The sequence below is a fragment of the Acinetobacter sp. YH12086 genome (genome assembly GCF_013419345.1).
Lineage (GTDB): Bacteria > Pseudomonadota > Gammaproteobacteria > Pseudomonadales > Moraxellaceae > Acinetobacter > Acinetobacter amyesii.
This window is the reverse complement of record NZ_VPAF01000009.1, coordinates 62,496-84,678: the sequence shown is the minus strand read 5'-3', so window position 1 is coordinate 84,678 and position 22,183 is coordinate 62,496. Positions and strand designations below refer to the sequence as shown.

Genomic DNA, 22,183 nt, shown 5'->3' with positions numbered 1-22,183 from the left:
GAATGCTTATGCTACCTTCAGAGCTTTTTGAAAAGCGTCGACAGAATCTAACACAAGCCATTGACCATTGGGTTGCAACAGGCCCCTTTAAAAATGGTAAAGCTGTGTGTGAACATTTTGGCTTAGCGGTTCCTTTAATTTCCCAATTATTAAATAGTCATCGGCAGATTGGAGAGAAATTTGCACGTGAATTAGAGTCACAATTGGGACTCATTAAGGGAAGTTTAGATAATGAGGTTCAGTTTATAGAACAAGACAAGTGCACTGAGGAGCAAGCAAGCTTGGTCCTTTTTGAAATGCAGGTGGTTGAGACACAGGCATTTTCTTTAAAACCGATTTCAAATGATTCATCTCAATATTCAGCATTATTTAAAAACACTCAAGACCTGTATTTGATTCGCATCACAGCATCGTATTATGCCCCTGTATTACAAGAGGGTTGGCTTGTGGTCTGTGATGAACGGCGAGAGGTAGAGAGATCGGATCTAGCCTGTGTATATTTGCGAAATGGCTTAAATTTAATTTTAAACGTGATACAGCAAACAGATGATACGTGGCAATTTGCAAGTCTAGACCAAAAACGACAGGTGGAATTCCTGCAATCCGATATTGAAAAATTAGATTCTATTATTGCGATTTTGCCTAGCTCATTTATTTAAGGTAGTCGCATAAAAAAACCCATCCGAAGATGGGTTTTGATCTGAACTATAAGTCGAAAAGCTTAAGGAATCTCTTCTTCTTCAAATTCAGGCTTCACTTGTACAATGAAGTCTTGACGGTTCAGGCCACGCCATAACGCGAAGGCTGTACCAATGTAGATTGATGAATATGTACCCACAAATACACCAACAAACATTGCAACAGAGAACCATTTCAGACCATCACCGCCCAGTACCATCATCGCTACAACAACCAGTAACAGTGTCATAGAGGTGTGAATGGTACGGCGAAGTGTTTCAGTCAAAGCACTGTTCACAACTTCAAGAGGTTCAGCACCGCGAATCTTACGGAAGTTTTCACGAATACGGTCAGATACAACGATGTTATCGTTGAGCGAGAAACCAATAATCGCGAGTAGCGCAGCCAAAACTGTTAAGTCAAACGGCCACTGCATCATGGCAAAGATACCAATGGTCACCACGATATCGTGGAATAAAGACAGTACAGCACCCATCGCAAGTTTGAATTCAAAGCGAATAGTGACATAAACCAACATGAGCAGTAGGGCAAGACCTACAGCGCCAGCAGAACGCACGTAGAGTTCATTACCGACTTGACCGCCAACCACATCAACTTTATGTACTTCTGCTTTATTGCCCGGCAATTGAGCAGCAGTCGTAATGGCTTTGGTTAGGTCTTCAGCTTCAATGTCTTTTTGAACTGGCATACGAACCATCAGGTCGCGGTCAGATCCTAAGGTTTGTACCACTGGGTCTTTAAAACCAGCTTTTGTCAGCGCTGAGCTCACATCGGTAGATTTTACTGGTTGACTATAGTTCAACTCTGCTGCCACACCGCCAGTAAAGTCCAAACCGAGGTTTAGACCTTTGGTGCAAATAAAAAAGATACTTGCGAGCGTTAAAATAATCGATATCAAGGCTGCCGGTTTGGCAATCTTCATAAACGGAATAATGCGCTCGTTGTCAGGACGGCCGTATTGTTTCGGTTGAGTATTTTCAGTCATCTTAGATCTCCTAAATGCTCAACTTCTTCAGGTTACGTTTTTTACCATAAATGATTTGTACGATTGCACGTGTCACAGTAATTGCTGTGAACATTGAGCAGACAATACCAATCATTAGGGTAACCGCGAAGCCTTTAATTGGGCCTGTACCAATTGCGAACAGAATGAAAGCCACTAAGAATGTGGTTAAGTTGGAGTCAAAGATGGTGTTATACGCACGATCATAACCCGCAACAATCGCCTGTTTCGGCGAGGCACCCCATTTAATTTCCTCTCGTATCCGCTCACAGATCAGTACGTTGGCATCGACCGCCATACCAATGGTAATTACGATACCTGCAATACCCGGAAGGGTGAGGGACGCGCCAATCCAAGACATGATGGTTAAAATCATGGCAAGGTTAACCACGAGAGCAAAGTTGGCAATCAAACCGAACACACGGAAGAAGACCACCATCCAAATCGCAACCAATAAGAAACCGATTTGAGTTGATAATACGCCTTTGTCGATGTTTTCTTGACCGAGACTCGGACCAATCACACGTTCTTCAACAAAGTACATTGGCGCTGCTAATGCACCTGCACGTAACATCAATGCAAGTTCAGACGCTTCTTGAGGTGAATCTAGACCAGTAATACGGAACTGGGAACCCAATACGGCTTGAATCGTTGCCGCATTGATGACCACAGATTCGGTATAAGGTGTACGAACTTCAGTTTGTGTGCCTGTTGTAGGATCTGCAACATAACTAATTTTTTGTTTGTTCTCGATGAACAGAACAGCCATTCGTTTGCCTACAGCATTACGAGTGGCTTCAGACATCAACTTACCGCCCGCAGTATCCAAAGTAATATTTACTTCAGCACCACCTGTATCTTGGCTAAAGCCTGAAGACGCGTTTTGTACACGTTCACCCGTTAAGATACGGTTACGGTTAAGCAATAATTGACGACCGCTGTCCAAAGATTCATAAGCAAAAGCTTCGGTACCCGGCGGTAATGAGCCTTTTGCTTGACCTGTGTATGGATCGATATATTGATCGTTTAAGTCAGAAACTAAGCGGAACTCAAGGTTTGCAGTACGACCAAGTACACGTTTTGCTTCAGCAGTATCTTGTACACCCGGTAATTCAACCACAATACGGTTGCTACCTTGGGTTTGCACCAATGCTTCAGCTACACCTAACTCGTTAATACGGTTACGTAAAGTCGTTAAGTTTTGGTTAACAGCATAAGACTGAATTTCTTGTTTACGTGTATCTGTGTAGCTTAAACGTAGTGTTGAACCTTCAGTTGTTGCAACCGCTTGTTGAGTATATTCATTGCCGTTACGACGAAGGAAATCCATAGCTGCAGAACGGTCATCATTATTTGCAAATTGCATCGTAATGGTGTTGTTGTTCAAAGATAAGCTATTGAATTTTAATTTATTGTCACGAAGTTGGCGACGTAAGTCAGCCGCGGACGTTTCCATACGTTGTGAAATGGCTTTGTCCATATCCACTTCAAGTAGGAAATGTACACCACCACGTAAATCCAGACCCAGCTTCATTGGTTTAGCACCAATTTTTTGTAGCCATTCTGGCGTAGTAGGCGCAAGGTTCAGTGCGACGACATAATTTTCACCGAGCCCACGACGCAGTGCTTCTTTCGCTTTTAATTGTTGTTCGCTCGAATCAACACGTAATAAAGCGGCATTATTGGTGAAGCTATTGTCATGGCTGGCAATATTTTCAGATTTTAAAATCTGCTCTGCTTTTTGTACGATGCTTTGGTCAATCTGGGTACCGGCTTTGGCACCTGAAATTTGAACAGCAGGTTCATCAGGATACAAACTTGGCAGGGCATATAATGTACTGATGACTAGTACCACTAGAATCAGTAGATATTTCCATGCTGGGTAACGCATTCGTTTTCTTCTTAAAATGAAAAAAGCCGTGCGGGTGCACGACTTATTTTTTGATTAAAGGTTATTTAGAGTGCCTTCAGGCAGAACTGAAATCACACTTGCGCGTTGTACTTTTACTTCTACGCCACGGTTCAGTTCAACAACTGCAAAATCACCTTCGATTTTTGTGATTTTACCCATTAAACCGCCCGCAAAAACAACTTCACTACCAACACCTAGGCTTTCAATTAGTGCACGATGTTCTTTTGCACGTTTTGATTGAGGGCGCCAGATCAAGAAGTAGAAGATTGCGACAAATACCGCAATCATCAACAGGTTTGCCATCATGCTTGGTTGCTGTGCAGCTTCACCTGCCGCGTGAGCAGTAGAAATAAAAAGGCTCATTTCATTTTCCTAAACTAAAAAAACTGGTTATCAATACTTTGATAAATAAATTGGACTTGTTCAGCAATTTACCTTGTCTTTTTCTTCAGCGCAAATGCTGAAAGAATTAATCTTGAGGACAAGGTGGCACTTCCATGCCGCGACGACGATAAAAGTCTTCAACAAACTCATCAAAAGTGCCATGATCGAGAGCATCACGCATCGCTTCAGTCAGACGCAGGTAATAACGTAAGTTATGAATAGTACCGAGCATCGAACCGAGCATTTCGCCGCATTTCTCAAGATGGAAGAGATAAGATTTGGTGAAATTTGTACAGGTATAACAGTCGCAATGTGGGTCAAGCGGACTTTGATCATGACGATATTTGGCATTGCGAATACGCACTAAACCGTCGGTCACAAAATAATGACCATTACGTGCATTTCGAGTTGGCATCACACAGTCAAACATATCGACACCGCGACGAACCGCTTCTACGATATCTTCTGGTTTACCGACACCCATCAAGTAACGTGGTTTATCTGCAGGCATTTTCTCTGGAAGATAATCCAATACTTTGATCATTTCTTCTTTAGGTTCGCCAACAGACAAGCCGCCAATGGCATAACCATCAAAATCAATTTCTTTCAGACCATTTAAAGATTCATCACGTAAATCTTCATACATGCCGCCTTGGATAATACCAAATAGTGCATTACGGTTTTTCAGCACGTCATGATGTTGAGTCTTACAACGTTTCGCCCAACGTAATGAAAGCTGCAGTGATTTTTGCGCTTCTTCATGTGTCGCAGGATAAGGCGTACATTCATCAAAAATCATCACGATGTCTGAATTCAGCGTGTGCTGAATATCCATCGAAATTTCAGGAGATAAAAAGACTTTAGAGCCATCAATCGGAGAGCGGAAAGTCACGCCCTCTTCTTTAATTTTGCGCATAGCGCCAAGACTGAAGACTTGGAAACCGCCTGAATCTGTCAAAATCGGGTTATTCCATTTCATGAATTGGTGTAAACCACCATGTTCACGAATGACATCTAGGCCTGGGCGAAGATATAAATGGAAGGTATTGCCCAAAATAACTTGGGATTTAATTTCTTTAATGTCACGTGGGAGCATGCCTTTTACAGTACCGTAAGTACCGACAGGCATGAACATAGGTGTTTCAACAACACCATGTTCAAGGGTTAAACGGCCGCGACGAGCACGGCCCGATTGCGCCAATTTTTCAAACTTCATACAAGGTCCAGATCAAGGCGAAAAAACAGTTCGCTGATGGTAAGAGTGCTAAAAGTGCTCTATTTTCCTTGATTCTGCGGTTAAACGCTAGCTTTGTCGGGTGTTAAGTCTGTAAATTTATAGATCGCATCTTGTGACAGGGCTTCATCTGAACTCTTGGCATTAAAATAAAACTGGTTAATTCGCTGCAAAATTTCTTCTTTATCCATCGCAAACGTACCTTTCGGGTCCGATGTCATGGCTACGATGCTGTCAATGAGCTTTTGAATATAGGGGTTCGTGGTTGCATAACTTTTTTCTAAGCTTAAAAGATAGACTTCATTGGCTACATGTAAATAGTTATAAGGTTGTATTTCAACGATTTGAGCCAAATCAATCAGCAGGTCTTTATCATACTGAGACAGCTTCATACGCTTGGGTAAACTGTCGAGCTTGAGGGGGTGTTTGGATTTGAGAAAATCGTCAAGTTGTGTACTTGGAGGATTTAAAAGCTGAGCTGAATAAATTTCTATTTCGGGCTGTGTCGGGACCGTGATAAAAAACAGAATATTTTCCAATTCAATGCCGTAGGACTGAACCAAGTCGAATTTTGTTTGTTGTATGGCATTGAGCAAGATTGAAAGATGGTTAGCCGATTCAGACTTTATCGTACTTTTTTTAGAAGATGGATCAAGGTCTAAAAGACCCACTTCATTTACCGATGTCATTTTGAACTGCGACAAGTCTTGACTTAAAGACGGTAGGCTACGATAGCGCCATTTCGACACATTCCATCGATCATGCGCTGCAAGATATTGAGCAGAATCTTCATCTTCGGCAAAAATACTACGCTGCGTAGAGATAGCGATATAGTCCATAGATAAATAAGAGTTGAACACCAACGTACATGCGTAAATATGGTCGTCTTGGTGCTGCTCATAGAGTTTGAAAAACGCCTGAATCAGCACATTTTTCAGTGCATTAATTTGATTTTGCATATTTTATTTTTCTTTCTAGTTTTGGAGGTGCTTGATCACCTCATCATTATTTTTTTTTAATTTTGTGCATTAAAGCCCGAACTTAAAAGTTCGGACGATAATCAAAATTTTGGCTGGCAGCTTGATCGCGGAAAGGGCGAACCGCTTTTTTACTCAGCAATAGCGTATTAATAATATTGTTAGGAAACACTTGAATGTGGTTGTTGAACAACTCAACGTTGCGGTTAAAAATAGTAATCGCCGCACCGACATTTTCGTTTTGTTCTTCAATTTCATTCATCATTTTCAGATAAATATCATTGGCTTTGAGCTCTGGATAGTTTTCAACCACAACATTCAGGCTGCGCATTAGATCTTGATTTAAGGCTTCAATACGCTGTAATTGGCTGACATCGGTACTGTTTACGTTCAAATTCATAATGTTTTGACGGAGTTCAGTGACTTTTGCCAAAGTCCCTTGTTCAAAATTGGAATATTGCTCAACCAAAGGCTGTAATCCATCTAAAATTTTGATTTTTTGACGTTCATAGCTAGCTACATCTGACCATGCACGAATGGTTGCATTGTGATGTCGGACAATATTGTTGCGAATCATGATTGCACCAATCACCAATGCAATGATGATTAAAACAAAGATCAAAAGCCCCATAAAATTTTATCCTCAAGATAAAAGGTCGTAAGTTAAAACATTATTGTATGAAATCTATTTTAAAAACTGCGTTAAATCGTTTTTCAAATTTTCTAAAGCATTTAATTTAAAGGTTCTGAGATGTCCACGCAATGCCGAAACATCCTGAATTCGTTTTGCTTTACTACTGACTTTAAATAAATCTGTAGAGCCAAGATAGCACATTACTCGGTGGCTCGGATGAAATAGCAGATCACCTTCACGGTTTTGAAAAAAATCCGCTAGTCGGAGGACAAAGCCCGGGCTGAGCAATTTAGCGATTTCCATTTGGTTCTCGCCATAAAACTTTAATTTTTGATTAGTTTGAATGTCGCTGCTGTGCCAAGGAAAACTATAAGGATAGCCAAAGTTTTTGCCTGTTGCAGATACGGCAAGACCATGGATGCCAATATCAAAAACAAATATGCCCCACAGGTCTTTATGAATTTCTTTGACGGTGACTTCATCACCGTCTTTGTCACGTACCTTCAGTTCATTTACATAGTGATAATGAAAGACCATGACTTGATGCTGTTGCTGATTTTCATCTTCCCAAACAGTGCTCGCAAAGGTCTGAATATCATTCGAAAGGCTGCCTTGCTTAAACACGGGGAACATGCGTTTAAGATTGCCAATAAATTGCAGATTATTCAGTGGCATCGAAATGTATTGAGGCTGTCGGTTAAAAGCCAATTGGTATTTTCTGGCAATGCATTCGGTTTCTAAAAACGCAATAACTTCTTCGAGCGGATCATCTTTTTCATAGCTGATATAAGCCCAGAACACCATGGCCAAGCCCGCAGCAAAGAAGAGCTGTGCCCAGCCATGATCGGGCTGAATCACAATAAACAGCATGAAGCCGATACCCAGCGCAGCTAAAGCTAAGGGGAGTAAATTTTCAAATTTGAGCGTAATGGGTGCATTCCATGGATGCAGCCCATCGAGGAGTTCTTGGTGAGTTTTTGCGTTTCGGCCTATATCCCAAAGCCGAGCGATATTCTGAAAAACCACAGCATTCTTTTTTCGACGAATATGGATGGAGTGCTTTACAGAATCGATCGGCATGGGGACTAAGTCATCGCATGGTTATTGATGGTTAATATTATCAATTAACATCGCATCACCATAACTAAAGAAGCGATATTGGCTTTTGACGGCATGGTGATAGGCATTCAAAATATTGTCTCGACTGGACAACGCTGACACTAACATGAGCAGGGTAGACTCAGGTAAATGGAAGTTGGTAATTAAACGATCGACTACTTTGAACTCATAACCTGGGTAGATAAAGATTTGTGTATCACCAGTCCAACCCTTGAGTTCGCCGCCATTGGCTTGAGCGGCACTTTCAGTCGCACGAGTCGCTGTAGTACCGACAGCAATAACTTTATTGCCACGTGCTTTTGTCTCACGGATTAAAGCCATAGATTCTTCTGATACGTCACACCATTCGCTGTGCATGATGTGGTTTTCAATGTCATTGGTACGTACGGGTAAGAATGTACCTGCACCCACATGCAAGGTAACAAAGGTTTTATTTACGCCTTTGTCCGCCAATTTTTTGAGTAGCGCTTCATCAAAATGTAAGCTTGCTGTTGGTGCTGCAACTGAAGCCAATTTGGTCGGATCGTTAAAAACAGTTTGGTAACGTTCAGTATCAATCGCTTCTGCTTCACGGTTAAAGTAAGGCGGAATCGGTAATGCGCCGTATAAATCTAAAACTTGTAAAATAGGCTGTGAAAATTCCACAACAAATAAGTTTTCATGACGGCCTTGAACGGTCACTTTAACTTCGTCTGGACCAATAAATAATTCCGCACCTTCTTTAGGCGTATTGCTGGCTTTAATGTGGCAATGTGCGGTTTTTGGGTCAAGAATACGTTCAACCAAGACTTCAACTGCACCACCAGTTGCACGTTTGCCTTTCAAGCGGGCTTTCATCACTTTGGTATCGTTCAGTACCAACAAGTCACCTTCATTGAGCAAGTCTAGAATGTCAGTGAAATGATGGTCGTGATATTCGCCATTGAGGTCGAGATGGAGTAGGCGTGATGCACTACGTGTTTCAAGCGGATAGCGGGCAATGAGTTCGTCGGGGAGATTGAAGTTAAAGTCAGAAAGTTGCATGTTAAGAAATCTGAAAAGGGGATAATGAAATTTGGCTTAGTATAAGCTTTTTTAGGTTTTAACGCTGAAATTGATGGATTATCCATCTAAAAATTCTTATACGGTTTATTTTTAATCAAATGAGAACATCATGCGTTGACAAGTTTTTGAAACAGTTTATTATACGTTTCAACACCTTCCCGAGGTGGTGAAATTGGTAGACGCGGTGGATTCAAAATCCACTATCAGAGATGATGTGTCGGTTCGAGTCCGACCCTCGGGACCAAAATTCTAAAAAACCCCAAGCTTATTAAGACTTGGGGTTTTTTATTGCCTGAAGGAAATTAAAAATAAGATATTTGGTAATTATGCTCTAAAGCTTTTGGATAACTTATAAATGATTTGAGAAATAAATTTTTAATAAAAAATAGGGGTGTATATGTCAGCAAATTTAAATGCAGAACTAAACTTGAATCAATTTGCATTATAATTATTGGAAAGTATTTATGGGTTGGAATTTATTTGTGTACTTATTTTTCTTGTGGTGATGGTCTCTAGTATTTAATTTCTTGCTAAATCTGGCGTGATTTCAGGGTTAAGAGATTATAGTGATTACAAGCGGCGAAAAAAGAATGAATATATTGATGAACAAGAAAATCTTCTCAAGGAAGATACTTTAACTGAGTTTTCTAATGAGTTGAAATATCATTTGAAAGTCGCAAAGTTAGCAAATTATTTAAATGTTAAAAATAAAAATAAAAATAAAAATAAAAATAAAAATAAAAATAAAAATAAAGATATAGATTTGCTTAAATACATTTTGTCTTGCTGTGATAAAGATAGGGCCGTTAGATTATATAAAAGGGGGCAGGAGTATTTGGAAAAAGATGAAGTAAGTCGTAAATATGAGCTGAAGAAAAAATATACAAAGAATAAGATAAAATGGTATGGGTATTGCGGGACGATTTTATATTTTTTCATTAATGCTATTGGTTGTGCTCCATATATTGTTATTACTTATATTAGTTTTGTTTATAGTGAGAGTATCTCAACGTTACCTAGTGAATTGAATTACCTTTTAATTTGTTTTTTTATGACATTTTTTATCATTTCAATGTTTGTTTTATGGCATTTCCTAAAACCTGAAGCATCTAAGAATTTCTTGGAATTAGAGAAAATTAATCTCAGTTCCTAAAAAAAGGTTTATTCAGGGATAAAAAAACCAGCGCTTTCGCGCTGGTTTTTTACATCACTAACTCGCGTTAGTTTTGCATCAACTTATTGAGCAGCCTCAAGAGCAGCATTTAAAGTTGCGCTTGGACGCATTACAGCATTTACTTTTGCTGTATCTACAGCGTAGTAACCACCGATGTCCGCGGCTTTACCTTGAACTTCAGCAAGTTCTGCAACGATTTTTTCTTCGTTTTCAGCAAGTGCTTGAGCAAGAGGGGCGAATTTCGCTTTAAGCTCTGCATCTTCGTCTTGCGCAGCAAGTTCTTCAGCCCAGTATTTAGCAAGGTAGAAGTGGCTGCCACGGTTGTCAAGTTCGCCAGTACGACGTGATGGAGACTTGTCATTGTCAAGCAATTTACCAGTCGCAGCATCAAGTGTATTTGCAAGAAGTTTAGCTTTCGCGTTGTCTTCTTTAATGCCCATTTCTTCTAGAGAAACCGCAAGCGCCAAGAACTCACCTAAAGAATCCCAACGTAAGTGGTTTTCTTCAACAAGCTGTTGTACGTGTTTAGGCGCAGAACCACCGGCACCAGTTTCGTACATGCCGCCACCTGCCATTAAAGGCACGATAGAAAGCATTTTCGCAGAAGTACCAAGCTCCATGATTGGGAACAAGTCAGTGAGGTAGTCACGTAAAATGTTACCAGTTACAGAAATTGTATCTAGGCCGCGAGCAACACGTTCAAGTGTGTAACGCATCGCACGTACTTGAGACATGATTTGAATGTCTAAACCAGTAGTGTCGTGGTCTTTCAAGTAAGTTTGAACTTTCTTGATGAGTTCGTTTTCGTGTGGACGGTATGGGTCAAGCCAGAAGATCGCAGGCATGCCAGAGTTACGTGCACGAGTTACTGCAAGTTTCACCCAGTCGCGGATCGGAGCGTCTTTCACCTGACACATACGCCAGATGTCGCCTTCTTCCACGTTTTGAGACATCAACACTTCACCTGTTTCAAGGTCAGTGATGTTTGCAATACCTGCTTCAGGAATTTCGAAAGTCTTGTCGTGTGAACCGTATTCTTCAGCTTTTTGCGCCATCAAACCAACGTTAGGTACAGTACCCATAGTGCGTGGGTCAAAGTTACCATTCCATTTACAGAAATTGATCATTTCTTGGTAGATACGCGCGAAAGTAGATTCAGGCATTACAGCTTTACAGTCGTACTGTTTGCCGTCAGCACCCCACATTTTACCGCCACCACGGATCATTGCAGGCATAGATGCATCTACAATTACGTCATTAGGTGAGTGGAAGTTAGTGATACCTTTTGCAGAATCAACCATTGCAAGTGCAGGACGGTGTTCTTGGCAAGCATGTAAGTCAGCAATGATTTCTTCACGAAGAGAAGTCGGAAGAGTTTCAATTTTTTCGTAAAGACCAGACATACCGTTGTTGATGTTAATACCTAACTCATCAAACAATTTGCCGTGTTTTTCGAATGCATCTTTGTAGTAAATCTTCACACAGTGACCGAAAACGATTGGGTGAGACACCTTCATCATGGTCGCTTTTACGTGTAGAGAGAACAAAATGCCTGCTTCTTTACAATCATCTAATTCTTTTTCATAGAAGTCGCAAAGTGCTTTTTTGCTCATGAACATTGAGTCGATGATTTCGCCGTCTTGAAGCGCAACTTTAGGCTTAAGAACAATAGTTTCACCAGACTTCGTGATCAATTCCATTTTTACATTGCGAGCGCGGTCTAAAGTCATAGACTTTTCGCCGTGGTAGAAGTCACCTTCATCCATGTGAGAAACGTGAGTTTGTGACCACTGTTTCCATTCGCTCATAGAGTGCGGATGTTTCTTCGCGTAATTTTTTACTGCAGTAGGCGCACGACGGTCAGAGTTACCTTCACGAAGTACAGGATTTACAGCAGAACCTAGGCATTTGCTATAACGTGCCTTGATTTCTTTTTCTTCCTCAGTCGCTGGGTTTTCTGGGTAGTTCGGAATTGCAAAACCTTTAGACTGTAATTCTTTAATGCAAGCAGTTAATTGGCCAACTGAAGCACTGATGTTCGGAAGTTTGATAATGTTTGTGCTTGGATCTTGGGTTAATTGTCCAAGCTCTGCCAAGTTATTTGGCACCTTTTGTTCTTCGCTTAGATAGTCTGAAAATTCAGCGAGTACACGTGCTGCAACTGAGATATCGCGTTTAACGATTTCAACGCCAGCAGGTTTAGTAAAGGTTTCAATGATCGGCAGCAGAGAGTAAGTCGCCAATAATGGCGCCTCGTCGGTCAGTGTGTAGATGATAGTTGACTTTCCACCAGCCATATATAGCCCCTTGCTTTAGATTGTGTCTTTGAGGTTCGAGCTTGTGGCTCGCCTCTATGAACCGATTTGCTTAAATAAAACTATGAAAGTATCGGGGTTCATTGCTTTTCAGTCAACGCAAGATCCTGTGATGTGGTCATTTCGTAGAAAAATGATACAAAAGAAGTGCAGTTTGACGCCCAATTTTAGCGCAAAACCGAAAAGGAAATATTGAAAGCTTGTTATTCATAGCTTAAAGCTATTGAACAATTAAATTTATATCATTTTTTTGGGGCTGATCTCTTCTTTATGGCTCGTTCAAGTTTTAGTTGTAAAGCAAAGCGTTTGATAGGTCAAACCGAATGCCTTAACTTTTAGGTGTAGATTTGGTGCGGAAGTTCGAAAATTAGTCAGGATTGGGGACTTTATTAAAGAACGACGTGAGTTTGATGCTCCGTTTGACTTTGAACGCTCGCGGAATGTTTATGCGATAACTTATATATCTGATGAATAAAGCATGGCACTTATTCAGCTTTAGTCATTTGGGTGAATGAGTTCATGTGCATTAGAAGCATGAAACGAATCTTTAGCTCAGTTTAATAAAGTAAAAGCGAGCAAGTATGGTTTAATGCTCAAATGACACACACAACTGATAAAAACTAATAAATTAGTCTAATAGAAAAGATTAATAATAGATTCATTTAGTGTAGCTGACTGAAACGAGCATCCTGATGAGTTATCTGGTCCTAGAATAGTCATAAAACTCACTATTTTTTGTGATGTATTTAAAGAAAATTAAACCCAGTTTTTTAGGTCTTATGTAAATGAATATTTCTTTTGGTCATGTTTTTAGTTTGAATAAAACGCGAAAAGTACGATTTAAAATAAACAGTCAATAAAATTTAAATTAATTTAAGTTTCTAATTTTATTGTTTTAATTTTTGTATTGCATTTAATATGATGTTCTTTATAGATATTTTTATTTTCTAATTGGATGAAAGTTCGATTAAATAGCGCATTCGTAAATGATGTTTGTCTTTTTGTTGGGTTTTGTTATTGAGTGTTTGGGCTATTTTTGCTATTAATCTTGAACATAACAGTTGGTTTTTATCTTTAAGATAAACCCTGAGGAGAGCAACGGGATGGCTTTACGTTTACTGGATATTGGTACACAAACCGAATTATTAACTGCCTGTCGTTTGTCTTTATTGATGGGGGTTTATACCGACGACAACCGCATTGCAGAATTTTTAAAGTTCGCGCGTGGTATTGTGCAAGTCGATAATGCTGTCCTCGCATTTAAAAATGAACCTTATATATGGTATGCGTCAGAGCACATATTTAAGGCCTTTATGGCCGAAGCTGATGATGATCGTCTAGATCAGTTTTTTGCTGAACATTCTCGTATAGACCGAGACGCTGAAAATTACCAAGCTTATTCCGACTATATGCAAGAACTTGGATTAGGGCATCAGCGTTTAGTCGCTTTCGATTTAAAATATGATCAAGAATCTATCGGTAAAGTGATTTTATTCGATGATCAAGTCACTGCATTTGAAGCCAAACAATTAAAGATCGTTGAAGAATTTGTACAAAGTCTAGTCAATATTATTCAACTTCGTGTTGAAAATGCCGAATTAAAAGAAGCCTATGAACAGCAGTCGGCACTGAATTTTAGTAATACTAAATTTTTCCAAATTATTGCGCATGATTTAAGAGCACCTTTTCATGGTCTACTTGGATTTTCTGAAGTTTTGGCACAGGAGCGTCATACCTTAGATGATTCGAGTGTGCAAAATATTGCAGACTATTTATATGACACCACACAATCGACGTATAACCTCTTAGAAAGCCTGTTGAACTGGGCCATGGCAGAAGGTGGTCGCTTTGTTTATCATCCGATTAATTTTGATTTACATCAGTCTGCAAAAATCGTAAGTGATGTCTTAAATAGCTTGGCTGTGAAGAAAAATATTCGACTGATCAATGCCGTGCCTGAAGGCATTAAAGTCAATGCAGATATCAATATGATCACATCCGTGATACAAAACTTGGTGTCAAACGCATTGAAATTTACCCATACCGATGGTAGAGGTGTGGTGACGATTTCAGCCGATCGAGATGGAGAACGGGTTGTATTCACTATTCAAGATACTGGATTGGGGATGACCCAAGCTCAGATAGATGATTTATTTCAGCAAAAACTGACGGTTAGTATTAAAGGTACGGCAGGAGAACGTGGTACGGGGTTGGGTTTAGTCCTTTGTAAACGTTTTGTGGACTTAAATCAGGGTGAAATTGTGGTGAACTCGAAAGAAGGTGAAGGCACACAATTTAAAGTCTGGTTGCCACAGGCGACGAGCCTGCATCAAACCCTAAATACCGAGAGTAGCAGTGCACAGAAAGATGCGACCTTATAAAGATGGGACCTTAAGTGAACTTTAATACGCATCTATTGGTATAAAAGCCTAAAAATACTTTTCCCTAAGCGTTATCAACTGTTATAACTAGAAAAAAATCACGCTAGGGTTTGTGAAATGAATGCGGAGCAATTGCAGAAAACATTACGTGCCAGTCAATATGCTGAACAGGTGCTCGGAATCCATCAGGCCAGTTTAGAACAAGACTATGCAATTGATCAGTTTCAAACCTCGCTCAGTACAGCACAAATTCAACATTTTGTCGCAAGCAGCCTTGCCGATATCCAAGATGAAAATAGTTGGATGCGTGCAATTCGTGTGCTGCGCGCACGTCTCATGTTTCGTTGGATTTGGCAAGATGCCAATCAACTCACCGATGTCGTCACCTTAACGCGAGAGCTTTCAGACTTTGCCGATGCGTCCATCTGTGCGGCAAAAGATTTTGCGCTGAATCCGTTGATTGCGAAATATGGCGAACCGCTAGGCTATAAGGGGAAAGTTCAAGACCTAATTGTGGTTGCCATGGGAAAACTTGGTGCACAGGAACTTAATCTTTCAAGTGATATTGATCTTATTTTTGCCTTTGATGAACAGGGCGAAACCAATGGTCGAAAATGTATCGATGTACAGCAGTTCTGTATTTTGTGGGGACAAAAATTAATTTACCTGCTTGACCATATTACCGCAGATGGTTTTGTCTTCCGTGTAGATATGCGCCTTCGCCCATGGGGTGATGGTTCTGCCTTGGCAATCAGTCATGCGGCATTAGAAAAATATTTAAGCCAGCATGGACGCGAATGGGAACGCTATGCCTGGATTAAGGCACGTATCGTCACGGGCGGTAAAGAAGGCGCCGAGTTATTGGAAATGACCCGACCTTTCGTCTTCCGCAAATATGTCGATTACACCGCTTTCGAAGCCATGCGTGAAATGAAAGCCATGATCGAGCGTGAAGTGCTGCGTCGTAATATCGAAGATGACATTAAACTCGGTGCAGGCGGAATTCGTGAAGTAGAGTTTATTGTTCAAGTCTTTCAGCTCATCTATGGCGGTTCAAAACTCGAGCTGCAAGACCGTCAATGTTTAGTGAGTCTGCATCATTTAGGTGAAGTTGGATTATTAGAAAAAACCGCGGTTGCTGATTTAGAGGATGCATATTTATTTTTACGTCGTATTGAACATGCGATTCAAGCACTCAATGATCAGCAAACCCAATCGTTGCCACATGAGCCTGAACCCCGCCAACGTATCTTAGATACTTTAGGTTTTGTATCTTGGGATGACTTTTTGAATGTGCTCAATCAGAAACGCGCCAAAGTCATTTACCAATTTGAGCATCTTATTAAAGAAAAAGAACCCGATCCATTACTAGAAAGTTTTAGTCATTTAGAAGCACAGTTGAACGATGTTCTAGATGATGATGCCAAAAACTTAATTCACGAATTTTGGTATGGACATGCACTGAAAAAATTACCTGCCAAGGCGGTACAGCGCTTAAAAACCTTTTGGCCACATCTCATTGAAGCGATATTACAGTCAGATAAACCTCAGGTGGCCTTACTACGTCTCATGCCTTTGGTGGAGTCGGTGCTGCGCCGTACGGTCTATTTGGTGATGCTGATTGAGAGCAAAGGGGCATTACAACGATTAGTGAAAATGGCAACAGTGAGTCCGTGGATCTGCGAAGAATTGACGCATTATCCCGTGCTGTTGGATGAGTTTTTATCGATGGATTTTGAGCTGCCAAAGCGTAAAGATTTAGAAGACTCTCTACGTCAACAACTGCTTCGAATTGAAATTGATCAAGTTGAAGATCAGATGCGTGTTCTTCGATTATTTAAAAAATCCAATGTCTTAGCAGTAGCTGCTAGTGATGTTTTGGCCGAAAGCCCATTGATGAAAGTATCGGATGCATTGACCGATATTGCTGAAGTGTCGGTGAATGCAACCTTGCATTTGGCATATCAAATTGTTGCCAAAAAACATGGCTATCCAATTGATGCAGAAGGGCAGCGTTGTTCGATTGATCACACGGCTTTCGCGGTAATTGGCTATGGCAAGGTGGGTGGCATTGAGCTGGGTTATGGTTCGGACTTGGATTTGGTGTTTATTCACTATATGGACGAACAAGCCGATACCGATGGACAGAAACCAATTAGTGGCTTTGAATTTGCCATGCGGGTGGCACAAAAATTTATGTCCTTAATGACCACGCAAACCCTAGATGGTCGAGTGTATGAGGTGGATACACGTTTACGACCTTCGGGAGAGGCGGGATTATTGGTGACCAGCTTAAAAGCTTTTGAGCAATATCAACATAAAAATGCTTGGGTCTGGGAGCATCAAGCTTTGGTACGTGCCAGAACGATTGCAGGTGAGCACAGTTTACGGATTGAAATTGAAAACTTGCGCTGCAATATTTTGACTCAGCCACGAGATGAGAACAATGTTCGTGCAGAAGTGCTAAAAATGCGACAAAAAATGAAAGACCATCTAGGTTCTTCTAAAGAGCAGCAAAAAGATGGAATTTTTCATTTAAAACAAGATGCAGGTGGTATCGTTGACATCGAATTTATGGCACAGTATGCAGTATTAGCATGGAGTGGGTCGAATCCCGATCTCGCCCATTACTCTGACAACGTACGAATCCTTGAGGATGCCGCAAGAACGGATTGCTTATCCAGCGCCGATGCGACAGCATTGATTCAAGCTTATCTCCGTGAACGAGCCGAGAGCCACCGTTTAGCACTTGCGAATCAATCCATGCAAGTTTCAGCTGACGATTGGCACGATACCCGAGTGGTCGTTTGCAAGCTATGGCAAAGATTAATTGATCCAACTGCAACGTTTGCATTGGATAAAAATGACTGTGTATAAAAATTTGGAGTGTGTGCCATGAACTTGGCTGATCGTGATGGTTTTATTTGGCAAGATGGACAATTGGTTGACTGGCGTGAGGCGAAAACTCACGTATTAACACATACATTGCATTACAGCATGGGTGTGTTTGAAGGCGTCCGTGCTTATGAAACTCCGAATGGAACGGCTATTTTCCGTTTAAAAGAACACACTAAGCGTTTATTAAATTCTGCAAAAATTTATCAAATGAAAGTCCCATTTGATCATGCAGCATTAGAACAAGCTCAAATTGATGTGGTTCGTGAAAACAAATTGGCTTCTTGCTACCTACGTCCAATTATTTTTATTGGTTCAGAAAAATTAGGTATTGCAGCAACTGACAATACAATTCATGCCGTTGTTGCTGCATGGAGCTGGGGTGCTTACCTTGGTGATGAAGCGATGGCGAAGGGTATCCGTGTTAAAACGTCTTCATTTACGCACCATCATCCAAACGTGACCATGTGTAAAGCAAAAGCATCTGGTAACTATACTTTGTCCATTCTTGCACACCAAGAAGTGGCACATGCTGGCTATGACGAAGCAATGTTACTCGACCCACAAGGTTATGTATGTCAAGGTTCAGGCGAAAACGTATTCTTAGTTCGTGATGGCGTGATTCATACTCCTGACATCGCGGGTGGTGCACTTGATGGTATTACCCGTCAAACCATTATTACGATTGCGAAAGACCTTGGTTTTGAAGTGGTTGAACGTCGTATTACACGTGACGAATTCTATATCGCTGATGAAGCATTCTTCACAGGTACTGCTGCTGAAGTGACGCCAATCCGTGAATATGATGACCGTCAAATTGGTGAAGGTTGTCGTGGTCCAATCACTGAGCAAATCCAAACTGCATTCTTTAATGCGGTTCAGGGTAAAGACCCTAAATATGCGCACTGGTTAACTTACGTAAAATAAGCTGATCGGTTAAGATGAAAAGGCGAAACTAAGTTTCGCCTTTTTTATTGGCTTGAAGATATTGAATTTTTGGGAACGTGACTATGCATATTGTTTATGTCAGTGATGGTAAAGCAGGACATCGCTCACAGGCTCTAGGTTTATTTAAGGCCATGCAGCGCCAATCTCAGGAAGCAGTCACATTTCAAGAAATTTCAATTGATGATTTGCCTATAGTGACACTTATTTCTGCGCTATTTAGCCATCAGCTTCATGCCGTAGAACACGAGCCAACTTATATTTTTGGCGTCGGCAGCCATACACATTTTCGAGTATGGCTGTTGGGCAAAGTGTATAACAAAGCCAAAACCATTATTTTAATGAAGCCAAGCTTGCCGTTTGCATGGTTTGATTATGCGGTGATTCCACAGCACGATGGTATTCAGGCATCTAATAAAGTACTAACCACACAGGGTGCGTTAAATCCTATTGTGAATGAGGAGCGACATCAGCATGGTCGAATCCTGATCGCTTTGGGTGGCTCTTCGAAACGCCATCAGTGGAATGCGGCTAAAGTACTCCAACGAATTGAACAAATAGTCGAGCAAAATCCAAATTCACAAATCCTTTTGACCACTTCACGGCGCACACCAAAAGCGTTTTTAGCAGAATTAAAACAGTTAAAGAATATTGAAAAAGTACAGATTTTCCCAGTTGAAGTCACTCCGCAAGGTTGGATTTTCGAAGAAATGCAAAAAGCTGAAGCGGTTTGGGTAACTGAAGATAGTGTTTCAATGATTTACGAGGCACTCACCGCGGGTTGTAAAGTCGGGGTAATTGAAGTGGATCGGTTGAAGGAAGATCGGATTACCAAGTCTGTAGATGAAATTTTAAGACAAGGTTTGGTGTCATTACAGACGACTTTAACTGACTTGAATCTCGCTAGCGAATTTAAAGAAACTGACCGTATCGCCAAAAAGATTGTACTCGGTCCCTAAAGTATAGATAATACCCGACGAAAAATTTCTACCAACATTTCAGCTTATCTTGGAAATGTTTGAATAATATTACAGGGTTGTCGGGTCAATGCTAAAAACCTATTTGTTTCCATTTTTGCTTTCAATTGGGTTTTGCGTTGGCTTAGGTTTTTGGGACTATTTATCTGAAATCAAAGATGCACCTTTATTCTTTGTTTTGGTTCTTTCGAGTACGTTTTTTTTTATTGCAGTAAAACAACTACATAGTTCTATTTTTAAGTACATTTTCCTTGCGCTATTTTTTGTCATTAGCCTGTATATTGCAAGTGGGACAGGGTTCTTACAAGGGCATATGTCTTTGGGAATCGTGGCATCGATGTTTCAGAGTAATACCAATGAAGCCTTTGAATTTTTATCTGTAGTTGACCCTAAATATATTGTTTTTGCCTTTGTTATTTTCTTAAGCCTTTGTTTTTATATTTTATTTTTTAATCCAACCCGTCAGAGAAATTATCGCAAGCTGATTTTGGCTCTTATCTTTATTGCTAACGGCGTTAGTGTGTTTGGTATTCAAACTGCAATAGCGACGGTTAAATATAAACAAGAAGAGGCCAAACTCCTTGAGGACAATGTGCAAGATATCGATTGGGAAATTCAGCAAGTGAATGCTAGCTATGATAATCAAGTGATTATCATTGGTGAGAGTGTTCAGCGAGATCATTTATCACTCTACGGTTCGAAAGACGATACCACACCTTTTTTAAATGAGATGCCACTGGATGTTGTAGATCATTACATCGCAACTGCACCGAATACAGTAACTAGTCTGACTCGAACGCTGACTCTGGTTGATCAAAATCGTGAACCGCAGATTGCAAAAAATGTTGTGACGCTAGCAAAACAAGCGGGCTATAACACCATTTGGATTTCAAATCAGGGATTTATGGGGAAAAATGATACGGCGATTTCTAAAATTGCCATTCATGCCGATCATCAGTTCTTCCTGAAAAGTGGTAACTATATGTCGAGTAATATTGATGACGACAAAATGGTCGAAATATTACAGGCCCAGTTAAAAAAATATGCTAATCAAAAAAATGTGATTTTTATTCATATGATGGGTTCACATCCGGATGCGTGTGAACGTCTGTTTAAGGCACCACGTATGTATGCGAATAAACCTGAAACGATTAATTGTTATTTATCTTCGATCAATAAGTTGGATCACTTTATAGAACAGATATATACCTCTTTGAAGGCTGATCAGCGTAGTTTCAGTGTGACCTATTTTTCTGATCATGGTATGACCGTGGATGAAGATTCATATCATGTAGATAATGAATTTAAAGATAATTATCAGGTTCCATTTTTTGTATTACGTAGCGATGCGCAGGCCAAAAACTACTATAACAAGACTGTGAGTGCCTATGATTATATGCATATTTATGCAGATTTATTGGGGGTGAAAACACCATTATTAGATCCTAAAAAATCGTTGGCGAATATCGAAGATAATCAAAATGTCACCGTTTTTGATTGGGATGATTATGTGCCATATCAGTCTTTAAAAGGTCTGTAGTAATCGACTCAAGCTTATTTATATGGGGTTAAATACTGCTAACGAAATCTTTTACAATCAAGGAAATTATAGGCGTGTACTTTTAAAGCTTCAGAGCGTGTGGCAACATAGCCTGAGTGTGCTTAAAGGCTTATCCCTGTGATTTATATTGTTCTTATTCTTCTGTTATTGGTGATTGCATTCAGCTATAAATATGCTTGGTGGAAACCTGCAGTCGATTGGAAGAAACCGCGTGTATTGATGTATCACATGGTTCGTCAGCATATTGATGGTGCAAAATTTAATAAGCTGCGAGTAACGCCAGAAGCGTTTGAAAAGCAAGTGGCGTGGATGAAGTCCGAAGGTTTTCATTTTGTGACCATGCAAGAACTACAAGACGACTGGGGAAAACACCCAGAAAAAACCGTTGCGATTACCTTTGATGATGGATATCTAGATAATTTAGAACATGCCTTTCCGATTTTAGAAAAATATCAAGCGAAAGCCACGATTTACGTGGTGGTAGATCGACATGACCGGGATTGGTCAACCTATAAGAAAGCCCATCATAACAGTGGTGAGTTAGCACGTGAGCCTAAGTTGAATGATGAGCAAGTCAAACAGTTGGCAGCCAGTGGTTTAGTCGAAATTGGCTCACATACCATGACGCATGCAAATTTAGATAAATTGAGTGATGAAGCGTGTCTTTCTGAGTTAACTCAATCGAAGCAGCAATTAGAAGAAATGACAGGAAAACCAGTACATAGTTTTGCTTATCCATTTGGAATATATTCGGAACGTGATGTCGTACTCGCAAAACAAGCTGGCTATACCAATGCTGTGACCACCATAGAAGGCATTGATGACTTCAGTCCTGATTTTATGCAATTACGTCGTATTAAAATTAGTGGTAAAGACTCGATGTTTGCAGTGAAGTTAAGACTCAAATTAGGTAAGCGAGAGGGTTGAGC

At 40.4% G+C, this 22,183-nt stretch carries 17 protein-coding genes and 1 tRNA gene; 9 read left to right on the top strand and 9 right to left on the bottom strand.

Annotated elements, in window-relative coordinates; genetic code table 11:
• The first annotated feature begins 8 nt into the window (after positions 1-8).
• A complete protein-coding gene (locus FTU29_RS11330; protein ID WP_180121904.1) occupies positions 9-659 on the top strand; it encodes a hypothetical protein in 651 nt (216 codons plus the stop codon).
• A gap of 62 nt (positions 660-721) precedes the next feature.
• Here the strand turns inward: FTU29_RS11330 and secF are convergent, their stop codons facing one another.
• The 8 genes from secF to queA form a co-directional block, all read right to left on the bottom strand.
• Positions 722-1,684, bottom strand: coding sequence for a protein translocase subunit SecF (gene secF / locus FTU29_RS11325; RefSeq protein ID WP_111885820.1), 963 nt, complete (start codon positions 1,682-1,684; stop codon positions 722-724).
• 10 nt (positions 1,685-1,694) lie between these two features.
• Positions 1,695-3,593 carry a protein translocase subunit SecD gene (gene secD, locus FTU29_RS11320; protein ID WP_078194180.1) on the bottom strand — a complete coding sequence of 633 codons (1,899 nt, stop codon included), beginning with the start codon at positions 3,591-3,593 and terminating at the stop codon, positions 1,695-1,697.
• Between the two features lie 54 nt (positions 3,594-3,647).
• A complete protein-coding gene (gene yajC / locus FTU29_RS11315) occupies positions 3,648-3,977 on the bottom strand; it encodes a preprotein translocase subunit YajC (protein WP_078191271.1) in 330 nt (109 codons plus the stop codon).
• 106 nt (positions 3,978-4,083) lie between these two features.
• A complete protein-coding gene (gene tgt / locus FTU29_RS11310; protein ID WP_078194179.1) occupies positions 4,084-5,214 on the bottom strand; it encodes a tRNA guanosine(34) transglycosylase Tgt in 1,131 nt (376 codons plus the stop codon).
• A gap of 80 nt (positions 5,215-5,294) precedes the next feature.
• The gene (locus FTU29_RS11305; RefSeq protein WP_180121902.1) at positions 5,295-6,191 is read right to left on the bottom strand and encodes a DUF4303 domain-containing protein; all 897 of its coding nucleotides are present in this window, start codon (positions 6,189-6,191) and stop codon (positions 5,295-5,297) included.
• An 82-nt stretch (positions 6,192-6,273) separates the two neighbouring features.
• Positions 6,274-6,840 carry a LemA family protein gene (locus FTU29_RS11300; RefSeq protein ID WP_078191268.1) on the bottom strand — a complete coding sequence of 189 codons (567 nt, stop codon included), beginning with the start codon at positions 6,838-6,840 and terminating at the stop codon, positions 6,274-6,276.
• Positions 6,841-6,894: 54 nt separating this feature from the next.
• Entirely contained in the window at positions 6,895-7,923 is a 1,029-nt protein-coding gene (locus tag FTU29_RS11295) for a hypothetical protein (protein ID WP_180121900.1), read from the bottom strand.
• Between the two features lie 21 nt (positions 7,924-7,944).
• Positions 7,945-8,985 carry a tRNA preQ1(34) S-adenosylmethionine ribosyltransferase-isomerase QueA gene (gene queA / locus FTU29_RS11290; RefSeq protein WP_180121898.1) on the bottom strand — a complete coding sequence of 347 codons (1,041 nt, stop codon included), beginning with the start codon at positions 8,983-8,985 and terminating at the stop codon, positions 7,945-7,947.
• A 178-nt stretch (positions 8,986-9,163) separates the two neighbouring features.
• Between queA and FTU29_RS11285 the strand changes: the two genes are divergently transcribed.
• Both FTU29_RS11285 and FTU29_RS11280 read left to right on the top strand, forming a co-directional pair.
• Positions 9,164-9,250 (top strand) — tRNA-Leu (locus FTU29_RS11285).
• A 297-nt stretch (positions 9,251-9,547) separates the two neighbouring features.
• The gene (locus FTU29_RS11280) at positions 9,548-10,159 is read left to right on the top strand and encodes a hypothetical protein (protein WP_180121896.1); all 612 of its coding nucleotides are present in this window, start codon (positions 9,548-9,550) and stop codon (positions 10,157-10,159) included.
• 83 nt (positions 10,160-10,242) lie between these two features.
• On the opposite strand, the gene FTU29_RS11275 is transcribed toward FTU29_RS11280, so the two are convergent.
• Positions 10,243-12,477 (bottom strand): NADP-dependent isocitrate dehydrogenase, encoded by a 2,235-nt coding sequence (locus FTU29_RS11275; RefSeq protein WP_180121895.1) that lies wholly within the window; start codon positions 12,475-12,477, stop codon positions 10,243-10,245.
• Positions 12,478-13,598: 1,121 nt separating this feature from the next.
• Here FTU29_RS11275 and FTU29_RS11270 point away from each other — a divergent pair.
• The 6 genes from FTU29_RS11270 (at position 13,599) to FTU29_RS11245 (ending at position 22,181) form a co-directional block, all read left to right on the top strand.
• On the top strand, positions 13,599-14,876 hold the full coding sequence (locus tag FTU29_RS11270) for a sensor histidine kinase KdpD (protein WP_180121893.1): 1,278 nt from the start codon (positions 13,599-13,601) through the stop codon (positions 14,874-14,876).
• Between the two features lie 117 nt (positions 14,877-14,993).
• The gene (gene glnE, locus FTU29_RS11265; RefSeq protein WP_180121891.1) at positions 14,994-17,753 is read left to right on the top strand and encodes a bifunctional [glutamate--ammonia ligase]-adenylyl-L-tyrosine phosphorylase/[glutamate--ammonia-ligase] adenylyltransferase; all 2,760 of its coding nucleotides are present in this window, start codon (positions 14,994-14,996) and stop codon (positions 17,751-17,753) included.
• 18 nt (positions 17,754-17,771) lie between these two features.
• Positions 17,772-18,698, top strand: a complete 927-nt coding sequence (locus FTU29_RS11260) for a branched-chain amino acid transaminase (RefSeq protein WP_078191262.1) — start codon at positions 17,772-17,774, stop codon at positions 18,696-18,698.
• An 83-nt stretch (positions 18,699-18,781) separates the two neighbouring features.
• Positions 18,782-19,675 carry a mitochondrial fission ELM1 family protein gene (locus FTU29_RS11255; protein ID WP_180121889.1) on the top strand — a complete coding sequence of 298 codons (894 nt, stop codon included), beginning with the start codon at positions 18,782-18,784 and terminating at the stop codon, positions 19,673-19,675.
• 88 nt (positions 19,676-19,763) lie between these two features.
• Positions 19,764-21,233 (top strand): phosphoethanolamine transferase, encoded by a 1,470-nt coding sequence (locus FTU29_RS11250; RefSeq protein WP_180121887.1) that lies wholly within the window; start codon positions 19,764-19,766, stop codon positions 21,231-21,233.
• Positions 21,234-21,371: 138 nt separating this feature from the next.
• On the top strand, positions 21,372-22,181 hold the full coding sequence (locus FTU29_RS11245; protein ID WP_180121885.1) for a polysaccharide deacetylase family protein: 810 nt from the start codon (positions 21,372-21,374) through the stop codon (positions 22,179-22,181).
• Positions 22,182-22,183: the final 2 nt, after the last annotated feature.